The sequence below is a fragment of the Streptomyces sp. NPDC007917 genome (genome assembly GCF_042959105.1).
Lineage (GTDB): Bacteria > Actinomycetota > Actinomycetes > Streptomycetales > Streptomycetaceae > Streptomyces.
In genome coordinates this window covers 1-21774 of sequence record NZ_JBIBKK010000024.1, presented here as the reverse complement: position 1 = coordinate 21774, position 21774 = coordinate 1, and the positions used below count along the sequence as shown (strand labels likewise).

The 21774-nt window shown below is 68.1% G+C and carries 16 protein-coding genes and 8 pseudogenes; 8 read left to right on the top strand and 16 right to left on the bottom strand.

Annotated elements, in window-relative coordinates; genetic code table 11:
* Nucleotides 1–103 precede the first annotated feature (103 nt).
* The 4 genes and pseudogenes from ACFZDL_RS35010 to ACFZDL_RS34995 all read right to left on the bottom strand — a co-directional run.
* The gene (locus ACFZDL_RS35010) at nt 104–697 is read right to left on the bottom strand and encodes a class I SAM-dependent methyltransferase (RefSeq protein ID WP_353596966.1); all 594 of its coding nucleotides are present in this window, start codon (nt 695–697) and stop codon (nt 104–106) included.
* 211 nt (nt 698–908) lie between these two features.
* Nucleotides 909–1766, bottom strand: coding sequence for a hypothetical protein (locus ACFZDL_RS35005; protein ID WP_353596965.1), 858 nt, complete (start codon nt 1764–1766; stop codon nt 909–911).
* A 14-nt stretch (nt 1767–1780) separates the two neighbouring features.
* Entirely contained in the window at nt 1781–3277 is a 1497-nt protein-coding gene (locus ACFZDL_RS35000; RefSeq protein ID WP_353596964.1) for an alkaline phosphatase D family protein, read from the bottom strand.
* Between the two features lie 516 nt (nt 3278–3793).
* Nucleotides 3794–3937, bottom strand: a pseudogene (locus ACFZDL_RS34995) (IMP dehydrogenase); the annotation flags it as partial.
* Nucleotides 3938–3964: 27 nt separating this feature from the next.
* On the opposite strand from ACFZDL_RS34995, the pseudogene ACFZDL_RS34990 reads away from it, so the two are divergent.
* Nucleotides 3965–4123 (top strand): annotated as a pseudogene (locus ACFZDL_RS34990) (N-acyl homoserine lactonase family protein); the annotation flags it as partial.
* Nucleotides 4124–4421: 298 nt separating this feature from the next.
* On the opposite strand, the pseudogene ACFZDL_RS34985 reads toward ACFZDL_RS34990, so the two are convergent.
* From ACFZDL_RS34985 to ACFZDL_RS34955, 7 genes and pseudogenes are all read right to left on the bottom strand, one after another.
* A pseudogene (locus ACFZDL_RS34985) lies at nt 4422–4772 on the bottom strand (transposase); the annotation flags it as partial.
* Nucleotides 4773–4839: 67 nt separating this feature from the next.
* Nucleotides 4840–5409 (bottom strand): GNAT family N-acetyltransferase, encoded by a 570-nt coding sequence (locus tag ACFZDL_RS34980; RefSeq protein ID WP_353596976.1) that lies wholly within the window; start codon nt 5407–5409, stop codon nt 4840–4842.
* A gap of 562 nt (nt 5410–5971) precedes the next feature.
* Nucleotides 5972–6964: a 4,5-dihydroxyphthalate decarboxylase gene (locus ACFZDL_RS34975; RefSeq protein ID WP_353596963.1), complete on the bottom strand. Its 993-nt coding sequence runs from the start codon at nt 6962–6964 to the stop codon at nt 5972–5974.
* A 338-nt stretch (nt 6965–7302) separates the two neighbouring features.
* Nucleotides 7303–9402 carry a xanthine dehydrogenase family protein molybdopterin-binding subunit gene (locus ACFZDL_RS34970; protein ID WP_353596962.1) on the bottom strand — a complete coding sequence of 700 codons (2100 nt, stop codon included), beginning with the start codon at nt 9400–9402 and terminating at the stop codon, nt 7303–7305.
* Nucleotides 9403–9405: 3 nt separating this feature from the next.
* Entirely contained in the window at nt 9406–10383 is a 978-nt protein-coding gene (locus tag ACFZDL_RS34965; protein WP_353596961.1) for a xanthine dehydrogenase family protein subunit M, read from the bottom strand.
* Nucleotides 10380–10886 (bottom strand): 2Fe-2S iron-sulfur cluster-binding protein, encoded by a 507-nt coding sequence (locus ACFZDL_RS34960; RefSeq protein WP_353596960.1) that lies wholly within the window; start codon nt 10884–10886, stop codon nt 10380–10382. The genes ACFZDL_RS34965 and ACFZDL_RS34960 overlap by 4 nt, the downstream gene beginning before the upstream one ends.
* 522 nt (nt 10887–11408) lie before the next feature.
* Nucleotides 11409–12041: a hypothetical protein gene (locus ACFZDL_RS34955; protein ID WP_353596959.1), complete on the bottom strand. Its 633-nt coding sequence runs from the start codon at nt 12039–12041 to the stop codon at nt 11409–11411.
* Between the two features lie 597 nt (nt 12042–12638).
* Between ACFZDL_RS34955 and ACFZDL_RS34950 the strand changes: the two genes are divergently transcribed.
* Nucleotides 12639–13316 (top strand): hypothetical protein, encoded by a 678-nt coding sequence (locus tag ACFZDL_RS34950; RefSeq protein ID WP_353596958.1) that lies wholly within the window; start codon nt 12639–12641, stop codon nt 13314–13316.
* A gap of 78 nt (nt 13317–13394) precedes the next feature.
* Here the strand turns inward: ACFZDL_RS34950 and ACFZDL_RS34945 are convergent.
* A pseudogene (locus tag ACFZDL_RS34945) lies at nt 13395–13612 on the bottom strand (transposase); the annotation flags it as partial.
* Nucleotides 13613–13869: 257 nt separating this feature from the next.
* On the opposite strand from ACFZDL_RS34945, the gene ACFZDL_RS34940 reads away from it, so the two are divergent.
* A complete protein-coding gene (locus tag ACFZDL_RS34940) occupies nt 13870–14190 on the top strand; it encodes a GYD domain-containing protein (protein WP_353596957.1) in 321 nt (106 codons plus the stop codon).
* Nucleotides 14191–14688: 498 nt separating this feature from the next.
* Nucleotides 14689–15237, top strand: a pseudogene (locus ACFZDL_RS34935) (transposase); the annotation flags it as partial.
* A gap of 142 nt (nt 15238–15379) precedes the next feature.
* Here ACFZDL_RS34935 and ACFZDL_RS34930 read toward each other — a convergent pair.
* The 3 genes and pseudogenes from ACFZDL_RS34930 to ACFZDL_RS34920 form a co-directional block, all read right to left on the bottom strand.
* On the bottom strand, nt 15380–16474 hold the full coding sequence (locus ACFZDL_RS34930; protein WP_353596956.1) for a hypothetical protein: 1095 nt from the start codon (nt 16472–16474) through the stop codon (nt 15380–15382).
* A gap of 156 nt (nt 16475–16630) precedes the next feature.
* Nucleotides 16631–16836 (bottom strand): annotated as a pseudogene (locus ACFZDL_RS34925) (IS630 family transposase); the annotation flags it as partial.
* A 26-nt stretch (nt 16837–16862) separates the two neighbouring features.
* Nucleotides 16863–17249 (bottom strand): annotated as a pseudogene (locus ACFZDL_RS34920) (IS701 family transposase); the annotation flags it as partial.
* A 328-nt stretch (nt 17250–17577) separates the two neighbouring features.
* Between ACFZDL_RS34920 and ACFZDL_RS34915 the strand changes: the two are divergent.
* Both ACFZDL_RS34915 and ACFZDL_RS34910 read left to right on the top strand, forming a co-directional pair.
* Complete coding sequence (locus ACFZDL_RS34915) at nt 17578–18141, top strand: hypothetical protein (protein ID WP_353596955.1); 564 nt, start codon at nt 17578–17580, stop codon at nt 18139–18141.
* Between the two features lie 65 nt (nt 18142–18206).
* On the top strand, nt 18207–18590 hold the full coding sequence (locus ACFZDL_RS34910; RefSeq protein ID WP_353596954.1) for a VOC family protein: 384 nt from the start codon (nt 18207–18209) through the stop codon (nt 18588–18590).
* A 630-nt stretch (nt 18591–19220) separates the two neighbouring features.
* On the opposite strand, the gene ACFZDL_RS34905 is transcribed toward ACFZDL_RS34910, so the two are convergent.
* Nucleotides 19221–20669 carry a family 43 glycosylhydrolase gene (locus ACFZDL_RS34905; protein ID WP_353596953.1) on the bottom strand — a complete coding sequence of 483 codons (1449 nt, stop codon included), beginning with the start codon at nt 20667–20669 and terminating at the stop codon, nt 19221–19223.
* Nucleotides 20670–21079: 410 nt separating this feature from the next.
* Here ACFZDL_RS34905 and ACFZDL_RS34900 point away from each other — a divergent pair, with 410 nt between their 5' ends.
* The gene (locus ACFZDL_RS34900) at nt 21080–21280 is read left to right on the top strand and encodes a hypothetical protein (protein ID WP_391193314.1); all 201 of its coding nucleotides are present in this window, start codon (nt 21080–21082) and stop codon (nt 21278–21280) included.
* A gap of 29 nt (nt 21281–21309) precedes the next feature.
* A pseudogene (locus ACFZDL_RS34895) lies at nt 21310–21450 on the top strand (transposase); the annotation flags it as partial.
* Nucleotides 21451–21774 lie beyond the last annotated feature (324 nt).

The following is a 21774-nucleotide window of genomic DNA, read 5'->3' as shown; positions in this document are numbered from 1 at the left end:
AGCTCGATTCCGCTGGATCCGGTGGGCGCCGTAGGTGGTCCAGACGCCCTGGTTCTGTGTGTCGATGTCCGGCATGAGGCGCTCTCCAGCAGCAGAGGGGTGGTCAGGGACGCAGGGCGTAGCAGCGCAGGACATCGAGGTCGGCGGTGCGGACGGTGGACCATCCGGTCGTGAGCAGCTCGGCGTCCGCGGGGGTGATGCCGAGCCTTTGGAGGGCCGGGGCGGCGGCCGTGCGGCGGCCGGCGATCTCGGTGACGACCCAGCAGGTGCCGCCGGGCGCCAGGAGGCGGCGAACACGGTCGACGAACGCGGCCTTGTCCTCCATCCACCGGTAGACCAGCCGGCAGGTGATGACGGCGTACGCCGGGTCCGGCAGGGCGGCCAGGTCGCCGGTGGTGATGTCCAGGCACCGCCAGGCCGGCCCCGGGACGGCGCCGGTATCTTCGGCGACGGCGAGGGAGATGGCGCTGGGGGAGCAATCGACGCCGGTCGTGCGGTATCCGAGTTCGTGGTGGAGATGGCGGGCCAGGGCGCCGGCGCCGCTGCCGATGTCGAGGGCGGCGCGGGCGTGCCCCGGGCCGAGGTGCTCGTCCATCAGCCGCTTCTCGGCTCCGCACACCTGCCGGTATCGGCGGCCTTCGGCCCAGAGCGGTTCCCAGTAGGCGGCGCTCCCGCTAGTGGACTCGGCGGTGGTCACGATTCTCCTTCTCGGATGGCCGGTGCGGCCGCGGCCCAGCAGGGCGGCCATGGTCCGCAACACTCACGCGGTCCGTAGCGGGTGATGCCGGGGTGACGGGGGATCCGAGGTCGATGGTTCTGCCTCCTGGGGAGGACGTCGAGTGCGGGCGCCGGGACGCCCCAGCCCGTTGGGTCAACAGGTGGGACGCCCCGTCGCCGGGCTCGGGTTGCTACTGCGGGCCGTAGACCTCGAGTTCAACGAGGCGCGAGTAGTTGCTGCGGCCGAAGTGGATCAAGGCGCGCACCGCGTCGGTCTGCTCGGTGGGGAACGTGGTGACGACGTGCTCCTCGGTGTTGCCCACGACCTGCGCGACGGTGCGCCAGGTGTCGCCGTCACGGACCTGGATGTCGAAGTCCCGGATGCCGCTCGTGGCGGCCGGCGTCTTGGTCCAGAGCTCGACCCGGTCGACCGTCTGGACCGTCGGCCACTCCACGCCGTACCAGTCGGGGAAGACGTCCCGGGTGGCGTCGTTCCAGCCGGTCAGGGTGTCCCAGTGGCTCTGGTCCTTGTCACCGTCGACGGCACCGCAGAGCGTGAAGTTGCCGTGCGTGGAGGAGGCGATGGCCTGCTCGCCGTAGGCGAGGTTGGCCCCGGGCCCGCGCTCGGGGACCGGCTGGACCGTGACCGGGACGACCTCCCTCTGCTTGCCGCTGGTCACGGTGATGTCGTACGTCCCTGGTTTCGTCCCGCGCGGAACGAGCACGCCGAACGACTTGGTCACCGGCTGGGCCGGGTTGTTGGGCGGCAGGTACGTCTGGAAGACCGTGTCGGAGAGGACGAGCGGCGCCTCGGCCTTCAGGGTGGCGTCCGCGAAGACCGGTTCGGTGCCGGTGTTGGTCAGGGTCACCGCGATCGAGGTGGGCAGGCACGGCAGTTCGTTGGCGGACACCGCGGCGGGCGAGGCCCACATCACGACGTTCGAGCGGGACTTGCCGCCCGCGGCAACGGCGTTCTCCGCGGGAGCGGCGAGGGTCACGCCGGCGGTCAGCACGCCCGCGACCGCGGCGGCGGTCAGGGTCTTCTTCATGGTTGTTCCTCTTCTCAGGCCTGCTGAACGGCGGCGACGCCGCTCTCGACGGCGAGCTTGGTGCGGGTGCTCACGGTGCCTTCGCGCACCGTGACCCGGTCGCACACCCGGAACTCGGACATCCAGCGGTCCGGGGTGATCTCGCAACTGATGTAGCCCCGCTGGAAGTTGCCGAACTTCATGTGCGGGTTCTCCTCGAGCAGCACCCGCCCTCCGGCGTCCAGGTCCTCGCCGTCCTGCGCCGAGGTGAGGGAGGTGCCGACGAACTCGGTGGCTACGACCTTCGAGTCCGGGTCGGTGAAGTCGAGCGCGAGGTCGCTGACCACCGTGCGGTGCAGGTCGCCGGCGAGGCTCACCACGTTCCGGATGCCGCGCTCGTCGATGCCGCCGAGGAGGCGGTCGCGCGATGCGCTGTACCCGTCCCAGGCGTCCATCGGGACGGCCACGCCGGGGCCGGAGACCGTGTCGAGGAGAGTGATGGCGGTCTGGTGGCCGAGGACGTTCCAGGTGGACTGCGACGCGGTGAGGCCGTCGAGCAGCCATCTCTCCTGGGGGAAGCCGAGGATGGAGCGGCTGGGGTCGGCCGTGGCCTCGTTGGGCGCCTTGACGCCGTCGCCGTTCACCTGGTCGTTGCGGTACTGGCGGGTGTCGAGCATGGAGAACTCGGCCAGCCGCCCGTACCGCAGGCGGCGGTAGAGCTGCATCTCGGGACCGTCCGGGAACTGCGGTGCGCGCAGCGGCAGGTTCTCCCAGTAGGCGCGGAACGCGTTGGCCCGCCGGACGAGGAACTCGTCGGTGGGCGTGCTCCCGGCGTACCGGTCGGCCCAGTTGTCGACGACCTCGTGGTCGTCGAAGACCACGATCCACGGGGCGGTGTGGTGCGCCGCCTGCAGGTCCGGGTCGGTCTTGTAGTACGCGTAACGCTGGCGGTACTCGTCCAGGGTGACGGTCTGACGGGTCCGCAGCGGGTCGTCGTCGCCGGGGCGGACGCCGCGGTCGTTGCCGAACTCGTAGATGTAGTCGCCGAGGAACAGCACCACGTCGTGGTGGCGGGCGGCCAGGTCGCGGTGGGCGGTGAACCAGCCCTCCCAGATGGCCTGGCAGGAGGCGACAGCGAGGGTCATGCTCGGCAGCAGCTGGTCCGGCGCCGGAGCCGTCTTCGTCCGGCCGGCCGGGCTGACGAACCCGCCGGTGCGGAAGCGGTAGTAGTACTCGCGGGCCGGCTTGAGGCCGCGGACGTCCACATGCACGGAGTGGCCGTACTCGGGTGCGGCCTTCGCCGTCCCGCGCTGGACCACCCGGCTGAAGCGCTCGTCGGCGGCGATCTCCCACTGGACCGAGTAGGTCCGCTGGTCCATGCCGCCGAAGGGCGCCAGCGGGTCAGGGGCGAGACGGGTCCACAGTACGACGCCGTCCGGCAGCGGGTCGCCGGAGGCGACCCCGAGCGTGAACGGGTCCTGCTTGGTGGCGGAGGTGGTCGCGGCGGTGGCGGGGCTGATCCCGGGCAGCATGCCGGAAAGGGCGAGCCCGGCGGCGGCACCCGTGACTGTGAGGAAACGCCGCCGCGTCGCCGCGCTCAGCGCTGGAGGAAGAAATGAAGAGTGTTTCACGTGCGTGGACGTTGGCGGTGTCAGGTGAAGAACCGGGCAACATTTGGTAACGGTATCGTCAGTACTTCACCACGAACTGGCGCCGGAGAGGAGGTCCCGTTGACTACCGCGCGAGTCATGCGGTCGAATGCGGCATCAATCGCCTCAAGAGACACCGGGCGGTGGCCACGCGGTATGACAAGTTGGCGGTCCGCTACGAGGCGACCCTCGTCGTCGCGACCATCAACGAGTGGCTATGCCCCGCGCATTCGATAGCCCGATTCCTCGCCAGGGAAACGCTCCCAGGCGGACTTGCGGGTCATCCCCAGAGTCTCCCCGATACGCGCCCAGGTGACTCCCAGCGCACGCGCCTTGAGCACCCATTGGCCCGCCGTTCCGGCTGGACTAAGACCTCGCCCGGAGATGCGGCCGTTGAGGCCCCGGTCGATTGGAGTTCAGCGCCTGCTGCATGGCCGCGGGGGTGCCGACGCACTTCAGCACGCTGTCGGCGCCGACGCCGTTCGTCAGTTCCTTGAGGCGGGCGATGTCTTCCTCGCCGCGCTCGGTGAGGACGTCCGTGGCGCTGGCCACCGCTCGTCGGGGCACCTATCCGAGCAGCTGGCCCGCCACGCGACACTCCACGACGTGGAGCAGCCGCTTCCTCCTTATCAGCACTGGCTGGACCGACTCGCCGACTTCGACCCACGGCGTGTGCTCTTCGCCCACGACTGTTCGGTCTGGGAACCACCGCTGACCGCTGACCGCTGACCGCTGACCCCGATTCTCACGGCGTATGCCACGCGCGCGGAGCTGGTGCGGGGTGACCCTCCCCAGGCCGGCCTGAGCAACACGGTGGACGTCCGAGCAGGTCAGGTGGCAACTCCATCGCGTGACCGCCCTTCGAACCCTAGGAGCGTGGGGGCCCCGTCGCTGTTCTTCGTGATCCGGGAGTCCGGGTCGGTGAATTTGGCCTGCGCCTTCTCCAACGGCCGCGCAACCTCGGCGGCCTTGTCTCCGGCGGCCTGCACGGCGCCGGGAGTTGTGCTTTGAGGCATTGGCCTCAAGCTTCGGCGGCCAGGTAGCGGAAGGCCACATCATCGGTGCACTTGCGCTCGATCGCCCGCGACGAGCGCACCCGGGTTGTGTAGCCGTAGATCAGCAGCCGAACCATCAGACGCGGGTCATACCGCGGGAACCCGCGCTTCTCGGTGTAGGCCGCCAGGATCGGGGCCAGGTCCAGGACCTCGTCGACCAACTCGGCGACGAACCCCGCCAGATGGTTCTGCGGCAACCACTCATCCAGCGACGGCGGCAGCAACATCATCTGATCGGGGACGAACACCCGGAACGTGTTCTTCACCGGCACCGCCGGCGCGGTCTGCGGCTCAACTACCGCCGCCGGATCCACCTCGAACAGGCCATCCCCACCAGACATACCAGGATTCTTCCATGTGGAAGATCACGAACAGGAGGCGGCGTCGGGCTCAACTGCCTGACTGACCGCCAATGTCCGCGGCCAGCGCCGCGTAGATGTACTCGCTGCCCCAGCGATCCCCGTCGAGGTCGTTCTCGACCAGGTGCGCCTCCCGGCGCATCCCGAGGCGCTCACAGACCCGCACAGACCCGGTGTTCTCCACATCCAGCCGTGCGTAGAGCCGGTGCACGCCCAGCGTGTCGAAGGCAAACCCGGCCAGCGCCGCGGCCGCCTCGGTCGCGTAGCCGTGCCCCTCGTGACGTGGGTCGAGAGTCCAGCCGATCTCGGCCTGGGCGGCGCGGGCATCAGCCAGGGCGAGGCTCACCTCGCCAAGGACGCCGGGCTCATCGCGTCGGCAGACAGCGAGCGCCAGCTTGTCCCCGTCGGCACGCCAGGCCGTCTGCGCCGCGCGCTCGGCGGCAACCTGCTCGCTGCGCTCACGCGTGTGCGCCGGCCGGTACAAGTAGCGCGCCACGCTCGGCAGGCTCTGGTAGGCGTACAGGTCGTCGGCGTCGCCGGGAGTGAACAGACGCAGCGACAACCGGGCCGTGGTCAACGGCAGCAGCGAGGCGACGTCCATGCGGACCTCCGGGATGCGGATGTGGATCAAGACGCGGACTGATTTTCGCATCACGACTGCCCGGCAGCCACGCCTTTTCAACGGCAGCGCCCGACAGCCGCACTCCACCACGAGGCGCGGCATTCCAGGAGTTGTTTACTGCCATCTGTTCTCCTACGGAGACGCTGAGCTCTGCGTCTGTCGCTGCCGTCGCGTCACGCTGATCAGCGTGCAGACCTGGCGAGACGCCATCGAGCTTCCTGTTCCCGGAACGACGACACTCGCCACGTTCGCCGGGCCTCTCACTGACACTCAAGTCAAGGCGGGCTCAACGCAATTGCACACCCCCGGCAATCGACCCTCCAGATGACGGCTTCGGCATGTGATCGAACCCGGTCCGACCGACTCAGACGAGTACGCGGACAGCCGCCGCGGCGGGCCGGGTCGTCCTCTTCGCGGCTCGCTCGCTCGCCCGCCCGCCCGGCCGGCCTGGCCTTCCACCAGCTGGTCACCGAGCTCCAGGCATACGGGGGCCGCGTCAAAACTCGGGCCGTCTTCTGGCTGAGTTGGGCAAATGGGCCGCTCAGGTGTCGAGGGACTCGGGGATGAAGATGTCCTGGCTGGTCAGCAGGCGCTTGGAGAGGCCCTGCTCGTGGTGGTAGCGCAGAAAGGTGTCGACGGCCTTGCGGTTTGCGCTCAGCCCGTAGGGCCACCAGTCCTTGCCGAGCAGGTTGCGGTTGCTCTCGAACAGGCTGCTGAACCAAGGGGTGAGCAGGCTCATGTGCTGCTTCGAGGCGTCCTTGAGGTGTTTGCGTTCGGTCAGGTCCTTGGCCTCGACGAAGGCGCGGTAGACCGAGCGCAGGTCCTCGGTGCGGTGCACCAGCTCCTTGCGGACCGCGACGAGGTGCATCGGGGGGAAGATCCCGGTGCGCCGGTAGTAGTCGCGCTCGACATTCTCGTAGTCGGGGAAGAGCCGGGCGATCTTCGTCGATCCCTGCAGTAGGGCCTGGGGCACGTCGACCGAGATGAGCGCGTCGATCTCTCCGGACTCAAGCATGGCGCCCAGGGCCTGGCCGTCGGCGGCGTGCCGCACGTGCACGCCGTCCGGCACCGGCTGCGGGAGCCAGTCGAACGCGGGGATGGGATGGTCGGTGCCACCGATGACCCAACGGCACTGGTCGACGGTCACGCCGTACTCATCCGACAGGATGCCCTTGGACCAGACCCCGGCGTCGTGTCCGAAGAGCGCGAACTCGCCGAGTGTCTTGCCGGCGAGGTCCTGCGGCTTCCCTATGCCCGCTTCGGTGTTCACGAAGATGGCCGAGTGCCGGAAGTTGCGGTTCGGGAAGATCGGCAGCGCCATGAATGGCGCGTCCTCCAGGTCGAAGGTGCGCAGGAAGTAGGTCAGGCCGAATTCCGCTATGTCGTAGCGGCCTTCGAGCATGTGCCGGAAGAGGTCCGAGACCAGCGGCTCCGTCTCAAAGGTGGCGTCCACGCCGTCGATCTTCACGCGGCCGTCGAACAGCGCCTCGGTGTGCTCGTACCGGTAAGTGCCGATGGTCAGCTCAGCACCCATCAAGAATCCTCACTTCCGTGAAGCGCCTAACGACGCCAGACGACATCCGCAGATCTTGGTACCACGGACGCCGACCGCCGCGTCACCGGATCCGGCGAACGTATGCGGTCACAGCACTAGCCGCCATGGCACGGGCCCGAAACCTGCTGCGGCGGCGATTCGCCCTGGCCCGGGTGGCGGGATGCAGCCGCTTTGCGCTGTATCGGGGCTTCCGCGCGGCGTACGGCTTCGGACCCAGCGACTATCAACGCGATGTCCGGGGTCTACACGTGGGAGGGTGCTGCCCAGCGCGCGCGAAGCTTCTGCCGACTCGCGGGGTGCGATGCGGAGTCGCCGGATCATAGTCCCTCGTGCAGCAGCTTGTCGGGGGTGATCGGGAGGTCGCGGATCCGGATTCCGGTGGCGTTGTGGATTGCGTTGGCGACCGCGGCGGCGGTGCCGACAATGCCGATTTCGCCGATACCCTTGGTGCCCATCGGATTTACGTGCGGGTCGTTCTCCTCGATCCATTCGGCCTCGAGGTCGCGGATGTCGGCGCAGGTGGCGACGTGGTACTCGGCCAGGTCGTGATTGACGTAGTGGCCGGTCACGGGGTCCATCGTGCTCTGCTCCCAGAGCGCCGTGGACAGACCCATCGTCATGCCGCCGAGGAACTGCGAGCGCGCGGTACGGGGGTTGACGATGCGGCCGGCCGCGAAGACACCGAGCGCTCGCTCCACGGTGACCTCGCCCGTGTCCGGATCCACCTCGACCGCTACGAACTGGGCGCCGAACGCGTGCATGGCGTAACGCTCTGCGGCCTCGTTGCCGCCGGCGCTGCCTGTGGCAGAGGCGCCGGCGTCGGGGCGATGGCCGTGCCGGTCACGCAGATTGTGTGCCGCGTCGTAGATCGCGGTTCCCCACGTCGTGATGCCCGACGAGCCGCCCGCGACGGACGCGTGCGGCAGTGACGTGTCGCCGATCTGCAGGTCGATCTGATCGAGCGGCACGGCCAGCGCCTCTGCCGCGACCTGCGCGAGCGCGGTCCACGTGCCCGTGCCGATGTCGACGGCGCCGATGCGCACGCGGTAGCGGCCGTCGGGCATTACGTCGATGGCCGCCTCGGAGCCCGGCAGGCGGTGGACCGGATAGGTGGAGGCAGCGACGCCGGTGCCGGCCAGCCGTCCGTCCGGGCCGGGCTTGCGCGACGGCGCGTGCTCGCGGTCGGCCCAGCCGAACCGCTCGGCGCCACGGCGCAGGCAGGCGACGAGGTTGCGGCTCGAGTAGGGCTTGCCGGTCTCGGGGTCCACGTCCGGCTCGTTGCGGACGCGGAGCTCGACCGGGTCCATCCCGAGCGCGATCGCCAGCTCGTCGATCGCGCACTCGCCCGCATACATGCCAGGGTTCTCGCCTGGCGCGCGCATCCAGGACGGGATGGGCACGTCCAGCGGCGCGAGCCGGTGCGTGGTCCGCCGCGCCCGCGAGGCATACATCACCCGGCTCGGGACGGCGGTCTGCTCGGCGAATTCCTTGATCCGCGAGGTCTGTTCCCAGACGTCGTGGACGAGCGCGAGCAGGTGGCCATCCGCGTCGGTGGCGAGCCGCAGCCGCTGCACGGTCGGGGTGCGGTAGCCGGCGACGGAGAACAGCATCTGCCGGGTCAGCGGCAGCTTGACGTCCCGGCCCGGGATCGCGCGGGCGGCCAGACAGGCGAGGACATTGTGCGCGTGCGGCGTGCCCTTGGAGCCGAAGCCGCCGCCGATGTGCGGCGCGATCACACTCACTTGCTCGACCTCCAATCCGAACAGGGGCGCGATCAGCTCCCGCACACCGTGGACGCTCTGCGTCGAGTCGTGCAGGGTGAGGTGCCCGACCCGGGCGTCCCAGCGGGCCACTGTGGTGTGCGGCTCCATCGGGTTGTTGTGGTAGGCGGGCGTGGTGTAAGTGGCGTCGACGGTCGCGGCGGCGGATGCGAGGCCGGCCTCGACGTCGCCGTCCTCCGTGTCGGTGGGGAAGGCCGGGTTGACCTGCTCGGGCGCGTAGAGGTCGGGGTGGTCGGTGCGCAGGACGACGTCGTGGCCCTGCTCGTCGTAGGAGACCTCGATCAACTCGGCCGCTTCGCGCGCTGCCTCCGCGCTGTCGGCGACGACTACGGCAGCGAACTGGCCGCGGAAGAACACTTCCGGCGACTGCAGCACCCAGAACTCCTTGTCCTCGTCGGAGGCGAGGCGCTCGGCGTTCCGGTGCGTGAGGATCGCGAGCACGCCGGGGACGGCGGACGCGGCCTCCGTGTCGATCGCGGTGATCGTGCCGCGGGCCACCGTGGCCTGCACGGGGTGCGCATAGGCGGGAGCGGTGAACGGGTGCTCGGCAGCGTAGGGCGCGGTGCCGGTCACCTTCGCCGGACCGTCGCGCCGCTCGCGGTCGGTGCCGATTTCGCGCTGCTGGACGGTGGTCACCGCCTACCTCCGCTCGGCCAGGTCGCGTAGTACGGCGACGATCGTGCGCAGCGCCAACGGCACCTTGAACGCGTTGCCTTCGGTCGGTGTCGCCGCCTCGAGCTCCGCCTCGGCCGCGGCGCGGAACGCCTCCTCGGTGGCCGGGCCGCCGCGCAGCCGTGCCTCGGCCACCGACGCGCGCCACGGCTTGTGGGCGACTCCGCCGAGCGCGATCCGCACATCCTCGATCGTGTCGCCGGCGACATCGAGCACGGCGGCGACGGAGACCAGCGCGAAAGCATAGGAGGCCCGGTCCCGGACCTTGCGGTAGGCCGAGCGCCCGGCCACAGGAGGCAGGTCGACCGCGGTGATCAGTTCGCCCTGGGCAAGCGTCGTGTCCCGCTCCGGCGCGTCTCCGGGAAGCCGATAGAGATCGTGGATGGGGACGCCACGTGATCCCTGTGGCCCCTGCACCTGTACCACCGCGTCCAGCGCCATCATGGCCACGGCCATGTCGGACGGGTGGGTGGCGATGCAGTGGTCGGAGACGCCGAGAATGGCCAACTCGCGCGAGTAGCCGCCGATCGCCGAGCAGCCCGAGCCAGGCGCACGCTTGTTGCACGGGGTGGTGCGATCTTGGAAGTACACGCACCGCGTGCGCTGCAACAGGTTGCCGCCGGTGGTCGCCAGGTTGCGCAGCTGGCCGGAGGCGCCCGCCACCAGGGCCTGGGCGAGCACCGGATAGCGCTCGCGCACCACAGGGTGCGCCGACAGGTCCGAGTTACGCACGGTGGCGCCGATGCGCAGGCCCCCGTCGCGCTCCTCGACGAAGTCGAACGGCAGCCGGGTGACATCCACCAGCAGCTCCGGAGCGGCGATCCCGAGCTTCATGTGGTCGACGAGGTTCGTGCCGCCGCCGAGGAACGCCGCACCGGGGCGGTCCGCGACGAGCGCCACCGCGGCCTGCGCGTCGCTCGCCCGCTCGAAGTCGAACGCCTTCATCGTGACGCCCCCTGCTCGATCGCGGCGACGATGTTCACATACGCTCCGCAGCGGCAGAGGTTGCCACTCATCCGCTCGCGGATCTCCGCCGGCGTCCGCTCGGGCGCCGACCCGACGTCGGGCGTCACGTGGCTCGGCCAGCCGGCCTCCAGCTCCGCGAGCATCCCGACGGCCGAGCAGACCTGACCGGGAGTGCAGTACCCGCACTGAAACCCGTCCTGGTCCAGGAACGCGCGCTGCATCGGATGCGGCGCGTCCGCCGTGCCGAGCCCCGCGGCAGTGATGATCTCCGCGCCGTCGTGCTGGACCGCGAAGGCCAGGCACGTCGTGACGCGTCGGCCGTCGAGCAGAACCGTGCACGACCCGCACTGGCCGTGGTCGCAACCCTTCTTCGGCGCCGCCGTCCGCAAGTACTCGCGTAGCAGATCGAGCAAGGTCACGCGAGTGTCCACCGTCGCGGTTCGCTTCTCGGCGTCAACCGTGATCGTAATCGTCGCTTCCATGGCGCTCCCCTCGGCTCGCCCGACCGCGTACCAGGACCGGTCAGCCGTTGCGGACCACCGGCGTGCAGGACGTGCTGCCCTGTCCGGCTCCTTCTCCCGCGGTGACAGTGGACGTGCTGCGCGTCCCCCTGCGCGTCCCCGCGGTGCCTCGCCCGGGTACCCAGCCTGACAGCCAGGAAACCGTTGCCCGGCTCACGTCGAGGGCTGGCGCCACGGGCTGGTCCGCCCCCCCGGGGCCGACCGCTGCTTTGCGCGGCAGAAGGCTGCTCGATCCTCCAGGACGGGTGGGTCGCTCCGGCCTCTCGGTGCAGGCCTCCGACCAGGGCGTCGTAGGCGCGTCGCTCGGTCGTGGAGGTGGCCTTGGCCTCGTCGCACTCGGGGGCGACGAACACCACCCGGGCGGTGGCGCCATCAGCGGCCGTGTTTGGCGCGGGCCCATGGACGTGATGGCGCCCCAGGCGCTCCGGGCGTGCGGTGACCGCACGTGACCGGTCTCGAGCCTGCGCGGTCCTCCCACAGCTCTCAGGAAGGGGATGCCGTGCTGGGCTCAGACGCACCGGCGGCTGTGTCCGGGGCGGTAGCCGAGTAGAAGACGGCCCTCTGCTGCTTGGTGCGGTGTGCCTGCCCCTTGGCGACGAGCGACTCGAGAGTGCTGCGCACGACCGTGGCCTTGATCTCGCGCTCCGGAAGAGCCTGGCTGAGGGCAGTGGTGACCTCGGCTGCGGAGCGCGGTTCGCCGTGCTGGGTGAGGTCATCATGGACGAGGTCCCGGAGTGTGGGCACACTCGCTGCTCGTGCCCGCTTGGGACGGCTCCTGTCAGACTCTGCCCCCTTCCGCTTGCCGATGGTCGTGTTGGTCTTCTGCTTCGGCTTGCGTGCTGCCGGCAGTGCCGCGGACTTCAGCGCAGTGGACGAACCATCCTCAGAGCCGCTGACGTCGGTGTTTCCCGGCACGCCGACGGCGGCTTCGTCGCGGAGTGTCTGTCGCATGCTGAGCAGGAGCGCCCGGTTGTTTTCGAGTAGCGACAGTTGTTGTTGCAGCGCCGAGATTTCGGTGATGAGGCGCTCGTGTTCCGCGGAGTTGCGTTCGAGATCGGCTGTGATCTGTGCCGCGTACTGGGACTTCAGGCTGGTGTTATCGGCAGAGGTGTCCACCACAAGCTCCCTTGTCTGGGGCGCAATCCATGTTGGTGGTGGATATTACATCCGCGCGATGGCACGGCTCCGCCAAGAGGTGGCTTCGATGCCGCAGACTCCGCGCACTGCGGGGATGCTGCCGCTGGCGATGTCACCGCCGCCGTCCATCGGTGGCTTGTCGAAACCGGCCGCATCCACGAAGCCGCACCCATTGTCATCTGCAGCGGACCGGGAGTTGACACCGTCAGGCCAACCAGGTCACGGCCCTGTGGGCTGCAGGGTGCCACGGGTGTACTTCGGCGGGGTCTGCCGCTCAGCGCGAACAGCGGCACGCCTCCCCGGGGCCAGTCGCTCGGCGCGGGGGGACACCGACAGCTTGCGACAGGTCGCCACTTCGGCCGATGAGGCCGGTTCGAGTTCCTTTGGCCAGTCTTGAGCGCGGGCGACTTGTGCATCGCCGTACGGCCACGCCGTCGACGAGGTAGTTGTACAGCTGCAGGAACGCCAGGGGCGCCCGCGTGTGGGCCAAACTGCACCGTCTGGTCCTGGACGAGCTCGGCTCAGCCGTAAACCGTTTCTCCCGTCCAGGTGTGACAGGAGAAACTTGCCAGGACAGTGAGCAACGCGATCGTCGGTCGTCTCACACGCCGCACCGACGCCGACGGGAGGAGGGCCATGGCGAGACCCGTGGTCGGGGCGGCTCTACGCCGCTGTGCCGAATGCGGCGGATACGAGTACAGCGGTGCACCTGCCTGTACCACCTGTCGCGAGCTGGTGGACAGCATTCTGGAAGACGAATGGTCCGCCTTCCTGCACCAGTGGGGCGCCAGCGACCCCCAGGAAGCCGCGGCGCTCGCCGAAATGGTGGCGGCCGAACCCGACCGTCACGACTGGCGGGTGGTGGATGCCGCGCTCGACAGACTGGTCTGCCCCGAATGCGGTGACCGACTCAGCCGCGGCCCTGTCGGCTGCTCCGCATGCGATCTTGCTCACGGCTTCCGCTATGCCGCGATCGAGACGGACCGGCCGGGTGCCCCGCCGGGCAATGAGCACGCCATCCGGGTCAACGTCTCGGTCGTGCGTCGGCCACAGGTCACCTCCGAAAACGAAGTCCTTGCCCGTCGCCTGGGGCTACCGCTCCTCTTGGTGGGTCTCCTGCCGACCATTGAAGAGGCCCAGCGGATGAGCGCCCTCATCAAGGAAAGCCCCCCGACACAGATGATTCACTTCATTGAGCAGGCCATCAAGGAAACGCTCGAGCGTCAACGCGGCAGGAGCCGCCCTACCCAATGAGATGACCTCTGATCGACCGGTGTCGGCCGGCGGTTTGTGAGGCGGGTGATGAGACGCCGGATCTCCATCCGGCGTGCCGAGGTGCTCGGCGATGTATGCCTGCAGGTCATCGCGGATACCGTCGGCATCCCAGCGGCTTTGGGCCAGCAGATGCTGCAGCCCGTCCGGAGTGGCGTGGCCCGCGTACTCGGCCAGTTGCCAGCCGCTGTTGCGGCCCACTGGCCCGAGCAGGCCGCGCACGTAGTCCGCATACGGCGGCGGGGCTCCACACGGGTGAAACGGGCCCCGACGCGCAGAAAGAGTTCTTCCGTCCTGAGCACCGTCACCGCATGCGACACGGCCACACCTTTCGAGGGACAGCCACACAAAGACCGCCCCGCACCCGCTCCCACCCACCTCACCCCTCTCAGGCCGTTGACCAGCGGAAATGGAGAACTCTGGCTGCATTATCAGCCTCTTACGAGTGAATCCAGCCGTCCGGTGGGTGGCGGCCGATGGGACAGCGGGAAACCCATTCTGCGTACCGGACAATCAATGGGCAGGGAGCGTCCCTATGCCGAAGTTCCTCATTCAGGCCAGCTACACGCCCGAGGGCACGAAGGGCCTGCTCCAGGAAGGCGCGAGTGGCCGCCGCGCCGCCGTCGACCAGGCCGTCACCGAATTCGGCGGGAAGGTCGAGGCCATGTACTTCGCCTTCGGGGAGGACGACGTCGTACTCATCGTCGACTTCCCCGACTCAATCTCCATGGCCGCCATCAGCCTCGCAGTCAAGGCCAGCGGCGCCCTCCACACCCGGGCCACTCCTCTCCTGAACCTCGACGAGATCGACGAGGCCACCCGCCGCCAGGCAACCTTCCGCGCCCCCGGCATGTAATCCAAAGAGTGAGTGAAGGAACCAAGCGCGGATCACTGCGCTGATGAAGCGCTACGGGGCGCAGAAGCGGTAGGCACTGGCGAGCAGTAGATGACGACGGCACGCACCACAACCCGCACCAAGGTCGAGCGGGTCTGCCCGAAGCTGCCCACTGAGTGCGTGTTTCTAAGCCCCGGTTCTGAGTAGCCTGGAGCCCTACCCTTGCGAGGTGTCCGAGGACGCTGGCCGTGTCACAGAAAGGAGCGTCGGCTGCGTCGGCTTCTGGTGGCGGCTCAGCACGGCGATGGTGAGGCGGAGTGCCCGGAGTGCGGGGTCCGGTGGGTGGTCGAGGTCGACCGCCGTTCGGATGCCGTGTACTGCTCGACGCGGTGCAAGGTGAGGGCCTGGAGACGACGGGCGGAACCGTACGACGAACGGTCACAGTAACCGCTGGGCGTACGCATCCCGGATCCAACTCCGGTCACCATCGATCATTTATGGCCATTCGTTGCGATCTGCAAAGGCCCCCGGGCGGTCGCTACCGTAATCGACTCCCAGAGCGTGAAGGCCGCCGAGACCGTCTCCAAGGCCACCCGCGGCTACGACGCGGGCAAGAAAATCAACGGGCGCAAGCGCCATATGGCCGTCGACACCCGCGGGCTTCCCCTCATGCTCATGGTCACCCCCGCCGACCTTCACGACTCTGCCGCAGCCAAGGAAGTCCTCTTCCGCCTACGCCTCATGCACCCCGAGATCACGATCGTGTGGGCCGACTCCGCTTACGCCGGAAAACTCGTCGACTGGGCGAAACAGCGCCTCAACCTCACCGTCAAGCCGGTCAGCCGTCCCAAGGACGCATCCGGCTTCGTCGTGCTGCCCCGCCGGTGGGTCGTCGAACGCAGTCGTGCGTGGATGATGCACGCACGCCGCCATGCCCGAGACTATGAACGGCTCGTCCAGCACTCCGAAACGTTGATCACCTGGGCCGCCATCACCCTCATGACCAGGCGCCTGGCCCGGAAAGGCGCCATCCCTAGCTGCCCGAGGAAACCGGCATCAGCCGACACCTAACGGCGCCTCTTCTACTCGGCGCCTGACCCGAAGTCCGGCAGCCTTGAAGACCGCCGGATGACGGTGAATTCCGGCTGAACTCCCCACCGCTACCCGGCGAGCCGTGGTGTCCGAGACGCCGGGAACAGGAGTGCCAGTGCTAACGGGTGGCCAAGGTGAGGTCCCACACGCGGATGCCGTCCTCAGAAGCGGTGACGGCGACGGGAGTTCCTGCTACCTCGGTGACCATCTGGAGATCGTGGCCGGTGATCGGATCTCCGATCTGCTGGCCACTGGCCAGGTCCCACAGGCGGGTGGTGCCGTCATTGCTGCCGGTCACGGCGATTGCGTGGCCTGCGACGGTCGCGGTGCCCAGTGTCTGGATGCTGTCGGTATGGCCGGCCATGGGCGCTCCGATCGGCTCCTGCGTGGTGAGGTCCCACCTGTGCAGCGCGTTGTCGTCGCCGCCGGCCACCACCACCGTCCGGCCGTTCACTTCGGTGATCGCGATGGCCCGCACAGCGGGCTCGATACCAGTGAGGTTCTTGCCGATCTGTTCACCGTTGAGGAGGTCCCAGCCCTGAAGGAAGTCGTCGTCGCCTCCCGTGACGGCGACCGGTCGGCCGTCGACCAGACCAGCTCCCATCCCTCCGTTGTAGCTGCCCTTGATTTCCGTGACCTTTTCACCTCCCCGGGTCAGATTCCAGGCCAGCAGCTTGCCTTCCTCGCTGCTGCTGACGGCGATCAGCCCCTGGCCGGACGCCACGGTAGTGAGCGAGTGGACGCCCAGGCCGTGACCGGTCAGCGTCTTCCCGATCTTGCGTCCGGTGCGCAGGTCCCAGACACGCACGGCCCCGCCCATCGTTTCAAGGTCGGGATGAGAAAGGTCGAACCGACCGCCACCGGTGACGACCACAGGACGCCCCTCGAGATGTGCCACCGTCAGTACAGAGACGATCTCAACGGCTTCTGCTTCAATCTCCGTCCTCTCTTCATCCTCATCCTCGTCGGTGTCGTCCTCACCCCAACCCAGACCGCCGTTCTGCTCATACCAGTCGTCCTCTGGACCAGCGGCGTCGAGCTCCAGGTCCCGCTTGGCGCATTCGCCACCGAGCAGGTCGCAAGTCCACAGCGTCCCGTCATCGTCAACACTGACCGTAACGAGAACACCGTCCAGCTCAAGCACAGGCGTGGTCTCGTGTGCGCAGGCGTGGGAGTGGCCGGAGAAACGACACATCATTCGATCATCAGTCATGTTGGGCACCCTAACCGTCAGCACTGACCGTCCAGTTGCCCACGGTCACACACTTCAGACAGCCGAACGGCATCACGACCAGAGTTGGAAAACACGCACTGAGGTTGAGCTCGTGATGTCGTGCGAGTGTTCAGGCGGGTCTGATGGTGGCGATCACAGGTCCCGGTAGTCGCGCCAGGAGCAGATCTTGCGTCCGTCGCGCCGGTCGTCGTCCCGGCGCGGCCGGTAGACCAGCCGAGACCGAGGGACAGGCTGGTAGCAGGTCAGCGCGGCAATGGACACCCGTCTGCGCGGCCGGCCGCGGACCGCACCACTGGGCTCCGGCCGCGCTGTGACCAGGTCTTCGCCTGCGGTGGCGTCATGGAAAATCCGGCTGGACGAACTGGACGACGAGCGTGACGAACAGACGCCGGATCTCGTTGCAGGTGAGCGGTATCAGCCCCTCTGGCTTGGGGTGGCGGCGGTGTTCGTCGGCGCGGACGACGGCAAGGAAGGAGTGGGCGAGCATCGCGAGGGTGACCGAGCGGTGTCAGGACGTCCAGCGTCTGACCTGGTGTGTTCATCCGGTCCGGCCAGGCCCTTGCCGGACTGGAGAAGGTTTCCTCGACAGTTCATCTGCGTCCGGCGACCCGCACCAGGGTTGACAGCGGCACCCGGGTGGCTGAGTAGCGGCGCTGAAAGCGAGTTCGCCAGTGCGCCGGTTGCGGCGGACGAGCGGTTGGTGGTGGCCCGACCGGCCGTCGACGAGGTAGGCCAGGGCCCAGTCATTTCCCCTCGTCAGGCGGAGGCTGGGAGAATCAGCCGGATGGGGCAGGTGTCGAGCAGCCTTTCCGCTCGGCTGGGCACGGCGTACCGTCACCTCATGACCAGCGGCAACCGGCAGCGTCGCCGTGACGGCGCCCCCAAGCGCGTACAACTCACCAGCGGGGACCACGGCGTGCCGAAGGAGAAGCGCACGAAGAAGGGCAAGACGAGCGTCGTCCAGCCGCCCGGACAGCAGAAGAACTTCAGCTGCAGATCGCGATCCTGCTGGAGGGCTCTCGTCCGGAGCGCTGATCAATATTCGATCGCGCAGGACAGAGGTGTGCTGCCAGTCTGCGGCCATGGATCACGCGGAAGTGCTGCTCATCGGAGGGCGGGCCGGGGTTGGCAAGACCACGGTGGGGTGGGAGGTTTCGGCGTTGCTGCGTAGTGCGGCGGTCTCTCACGCGGTCATCGACGGAGACTTCATGGGGCAAGTGCATCCAGCTCCGGAGGGAGATCCACACCGTGCGGAGATCACTGAGCTCAATCTGACTGCCGTGTGGACGAACTACGCCCAGCGCGGTTACCGGCGTCTGATCTACACGAACACGCTGAGTGTGATGCCCGAGGCAACCGGCATGTTCGAACGGGCCATGGGCAGCAGGGTGCGGATCGTGCGAGTTCTCCTCACGGCCACCGATGCCACCACGCGGGCACGGCTGGAGCGCCGGGAACTGGGCTCGGAGCTGGATACAGAATGGGAGAGCAGCATGCGTAAGGCGCGATTGCTGGACCAGCGGATTCCTCCGGATGCGATGAGAGTCGCGACGGACGGGCGGACTGTCGCAGACATCGCGCGCGAGGTGGTGGCCGCCACAGGCTGGGCCGGGCAGCACCCCACGACCAGGCCGTGGGCAACCTGAGCTGTTGCGCGAAGGTGAGCGCAACTCGGTGGCGTCTGGAGTGGAAGTGAGGAAGGCTGGCGCGCATGGTTTCGGTATTGCAGAACGTGGCGATTGACTGTGCGGATGCCTACGAGCTGGCCAGGTTCTGGAGCAGAGTGACTGGCCGTCCACTGCATCCGGAGGACAAACCGGGTGACCGGGAGACACAGGTGCTGCTGGCGGAGGGCCCAGTGCTGTACTTCAACCAGGTGCCCGAGTCCAAGAAGAGCAAGAACCGGATCCATCTGTGTTTGCGCCCTGAGACATCGCGTGAGCAGGAGGTGGAACGGCTGCTCGGCCTCGGTGCCACCTTTGTGACCGATCACCGGAATCCCGATGGCTCTGGCTGGGCAGTCCTTGCTGACCCCGAAGGCAACGAATTCTGCGTTCTTCGCAGCGAGTCCGACCGAGCCGCGATGGGTTCCTGAGGCCCACGCGCCATCCTGGCCAGTATCCCCGCGGACCGGGTCCGCAACCGTCGGAAACTCGGCTCCCGAGGCGGTCGGCCACCGACGTTCGACAAGACCGACCACAAGCAGCGGCATGCGGTCGAATGCGGGATCAACCGGCTCAAGCGCCACCGGGCCGTGGCTGCGAGGTACGACAAACTCGCCGTCCGCTACGAGGCGACCGTACTGGTCGCAGTCCTCAACGAGTGGCTGTGACCAGCACTTGCACAACAGACCCTAGTCGGCCGTCGCAGAGCGACACTGCCGGTCCGCAGTCCTTGCCGAATCCGGGTCGTGCGTCACGACGACGAGTGCACAGCCCCATCTCTGCGGTACGTCCAAGAGCAGCGAGGCCACTGCCACCCGGTCTCGGCGTGCAGCGATCCGGTGGGCTCGTCGGCGAGGAGAAGGGGCGGCTCAGATCTGGCGCGCGGGCCACTGCGACGCGCTGCCGTTCGCCGCCGCGACAACCGGGGGGAACCGACGGGACCACGGGGGACACGGGGTCACGACGGGGGACAACGGGGGAAGCGGGACTGGAGGGCCGGGGGTCCGTCCAGTCCCGCTTTTGTCCGCTGCCGCGGCCTTCAGGGTCGCGTCCGGCCGGTCCTACTCCTTGTAGAAGGTGGCGTCCTGCCGGCCGAGCGTGGTGGTTACCGGTTGGGTGTAGAGCAGGTGGTTGTAGTGGCGGATGTACCGGCCGGGGAAGTTGTACGACTCGTACGACACACCGGCCGCTGAGTCGGCGAGACCGGCCCGCTCGTGGAACGAGGCGTCGTTGTCGAACAGGGTGGTGCCGTCGTCCTTCTCCAACCACACCTCGTTGTTCTTGTGGCGGAGGTAGTAGCCGGGGTTGTTGGCCGATTCGAGGGAGACGGTGCCGTTGCCGGCCAGGCCGGGGACGACGCGGAACTGCGAGTCGGCGAGTTCGGTGACGTTGGGCTCGGTCTTGGCCCGGAACTCCGAGTGCCGGATGAACCTGTCCGGGTAGTTGTACGAGGAGAAGCGGACGGGGGTGACACCGTCGGCGACGGGGATGCCGAAGTTGGGTGTGCCGTCGGCGTTCCAGTAGATCTTCTGGTAGCGGGTGCGGCGGTTGGGGTCCTTGAGCGCGTCGCCGATGATGTCCTTGTAGTTGCGGTCGTGGTAGACGAGGATGTCCGACTTTCCGTCCTCGGAGACCGTGAAGGAGTTGTGGCCGGGGCCGTACTGGCTGGTCTTGTCGTTGCTCTTGAAGACCGGCGTGGGGGTTTTGCTCCAGGAGGCCGGGTTCATCAGGTCGGCGGTGGCGTCGGCGGTCAGCAGGCCGAGGCAGTAGTTGGCGTTGGTGGCGCTGGCCGAGTAGGTCATGAAGACCTTGCCGTTCTTCTGGATGACGGCCGGGCCCTCGTTGACATTGGCGTTGACCTTCTCCCAGGCGTGCTCGGGCTTGGCGATCATGACCGGGTCGCCCTCGATGGTCCAGGGGTTGGACATCTTCGCCAGGTACAGGTTGGTGCCGCGGCCGAGTGCCGGGTCTTCCTGGGCCCAGCTGAGGTAGCGGGTGCCGTTGTGGGTGAAGGTGGTGGCGTCCAGCGAGAAGGTGTCCATGGGCAGGCTGATCCTGCCCTTCTCGGTCCAGGTGCCGGTGAGCGGGTTGGCGGCGCTGGTCTCCAGGACGTACGGGCGGATCCTCCAGACGTCGTTGGACCAGCCGGCCGTGAAGTAGATGTACCACTTGCCGTCGATGAAGTGGATCTCCGGGGCCCAGATGTGGGCGCCCATCTCACCGGTGGCGTGCTTGGTCCAGATCGTGGTCTCCGGGGCCGTGGCGAGGCCCTGGAGGGTGGTGGCCCGGCGCATGACGATCCTGTCGTACGCGGGGACCGTGGCGGTGAAGTAGTAGAAGCCGTCGGTGTGCTTGAAGATGTGCGGGTCGGCCCGCTGCTCGGCTATCGGGTTGGTGAAGGTGACGGCGGGGGACGCGGGCGCGGCGGCCTGGGCGGGGGTGGTCACGGTGGTGAGCACGGCGAGCGCGGCCGCCGCGGCCACCAGAACCCGTCTGGCGAGGTGTCTCATGTTCCTGTTGCGGCCCTTCGGGATCAGGCGGTAGTGGGGACGAGCCGCCACTGCCGACAGTTGGTGCTGAGCCAGCTCCACCGGCGTACGCCGGTGCCGATCGCGTGCCGCGGTTGGCGACGTCCATGACCTTGTCGGTGGAGGCGTTGACGATACGGGGGTAGTCGCCGCCGAGGTGGACCACGCCGAACCGCGTTCGAAACTACGAACAATGTGCGGAACTGCGGACGCAACGTAAAGGCGGCTCAGGGACGCCGTCAATGGGTAGAGCGAAACCAATATCCCGAACGCCGCCGACCACCCGCTACTGTCACACACGCCCAGGCCACGCGCCGCGACAAGTCGCACGCCGTGTCGGCCCGGACCCGATCCGGGCGCTTGCGCGGGCTGCTGATCCCCAGCTGGGGAACGTGGATGGCTTCCAGGACCGGGTCGAACTGCGGGGAGCCGCCCCGCTGCCCGGCCGTGACCACGACAGGCAAGGGCTTCCGCCCCTGCTCGACCGCGAGATGGATTTTGCCGGCCAGTCCGCCGCGGAAGCGTCCGAGGCCGTAGTCGGCCGGCTCGACGAAGATCCCGCCGCGCGGCTCCTTCTGGAGGTCCCCTTTTAGGGCATCCACCTGGCCGACGGCGGCGCGCTCTGCTGATCGATCTGCTGCTCGACCACGGACAGCACACGCTCTGCGTCCCCGGCCGAGCCGTCAGTCGCGCCTCCAAGGGCTACCGAGGTGAAGGCAAGACCGACGCCAAGGACGCCGCAGTCATCGCCGACCAGGCCCGCATCCGCCGGGACTTGCAACCCTTGCGGGCCGGTGATGAACTGGGCCCCGAGATCAAGGTCCACACGGTCATCGCCGCGACCTCGCCGACGACCCACCCGTTTGATCAACCGGCTCAAGCGCCACCGGGCCGTGGCCGCGAGGTACGACATGCTCGCCGTCCGCTACGAGGCAACCGTACTGGTCGCAGTCCTCAACGAGTGGCTGTGACCAGCACTTTCACAACAGACCCTAGCTTGATCTTTAACCTCGGGAGTCGAATCGTCCCCCGAACTTGATCGCTCGGTTCGGTATCCAGCAGACGTGCAGGCGGCCTTCGGCTGATC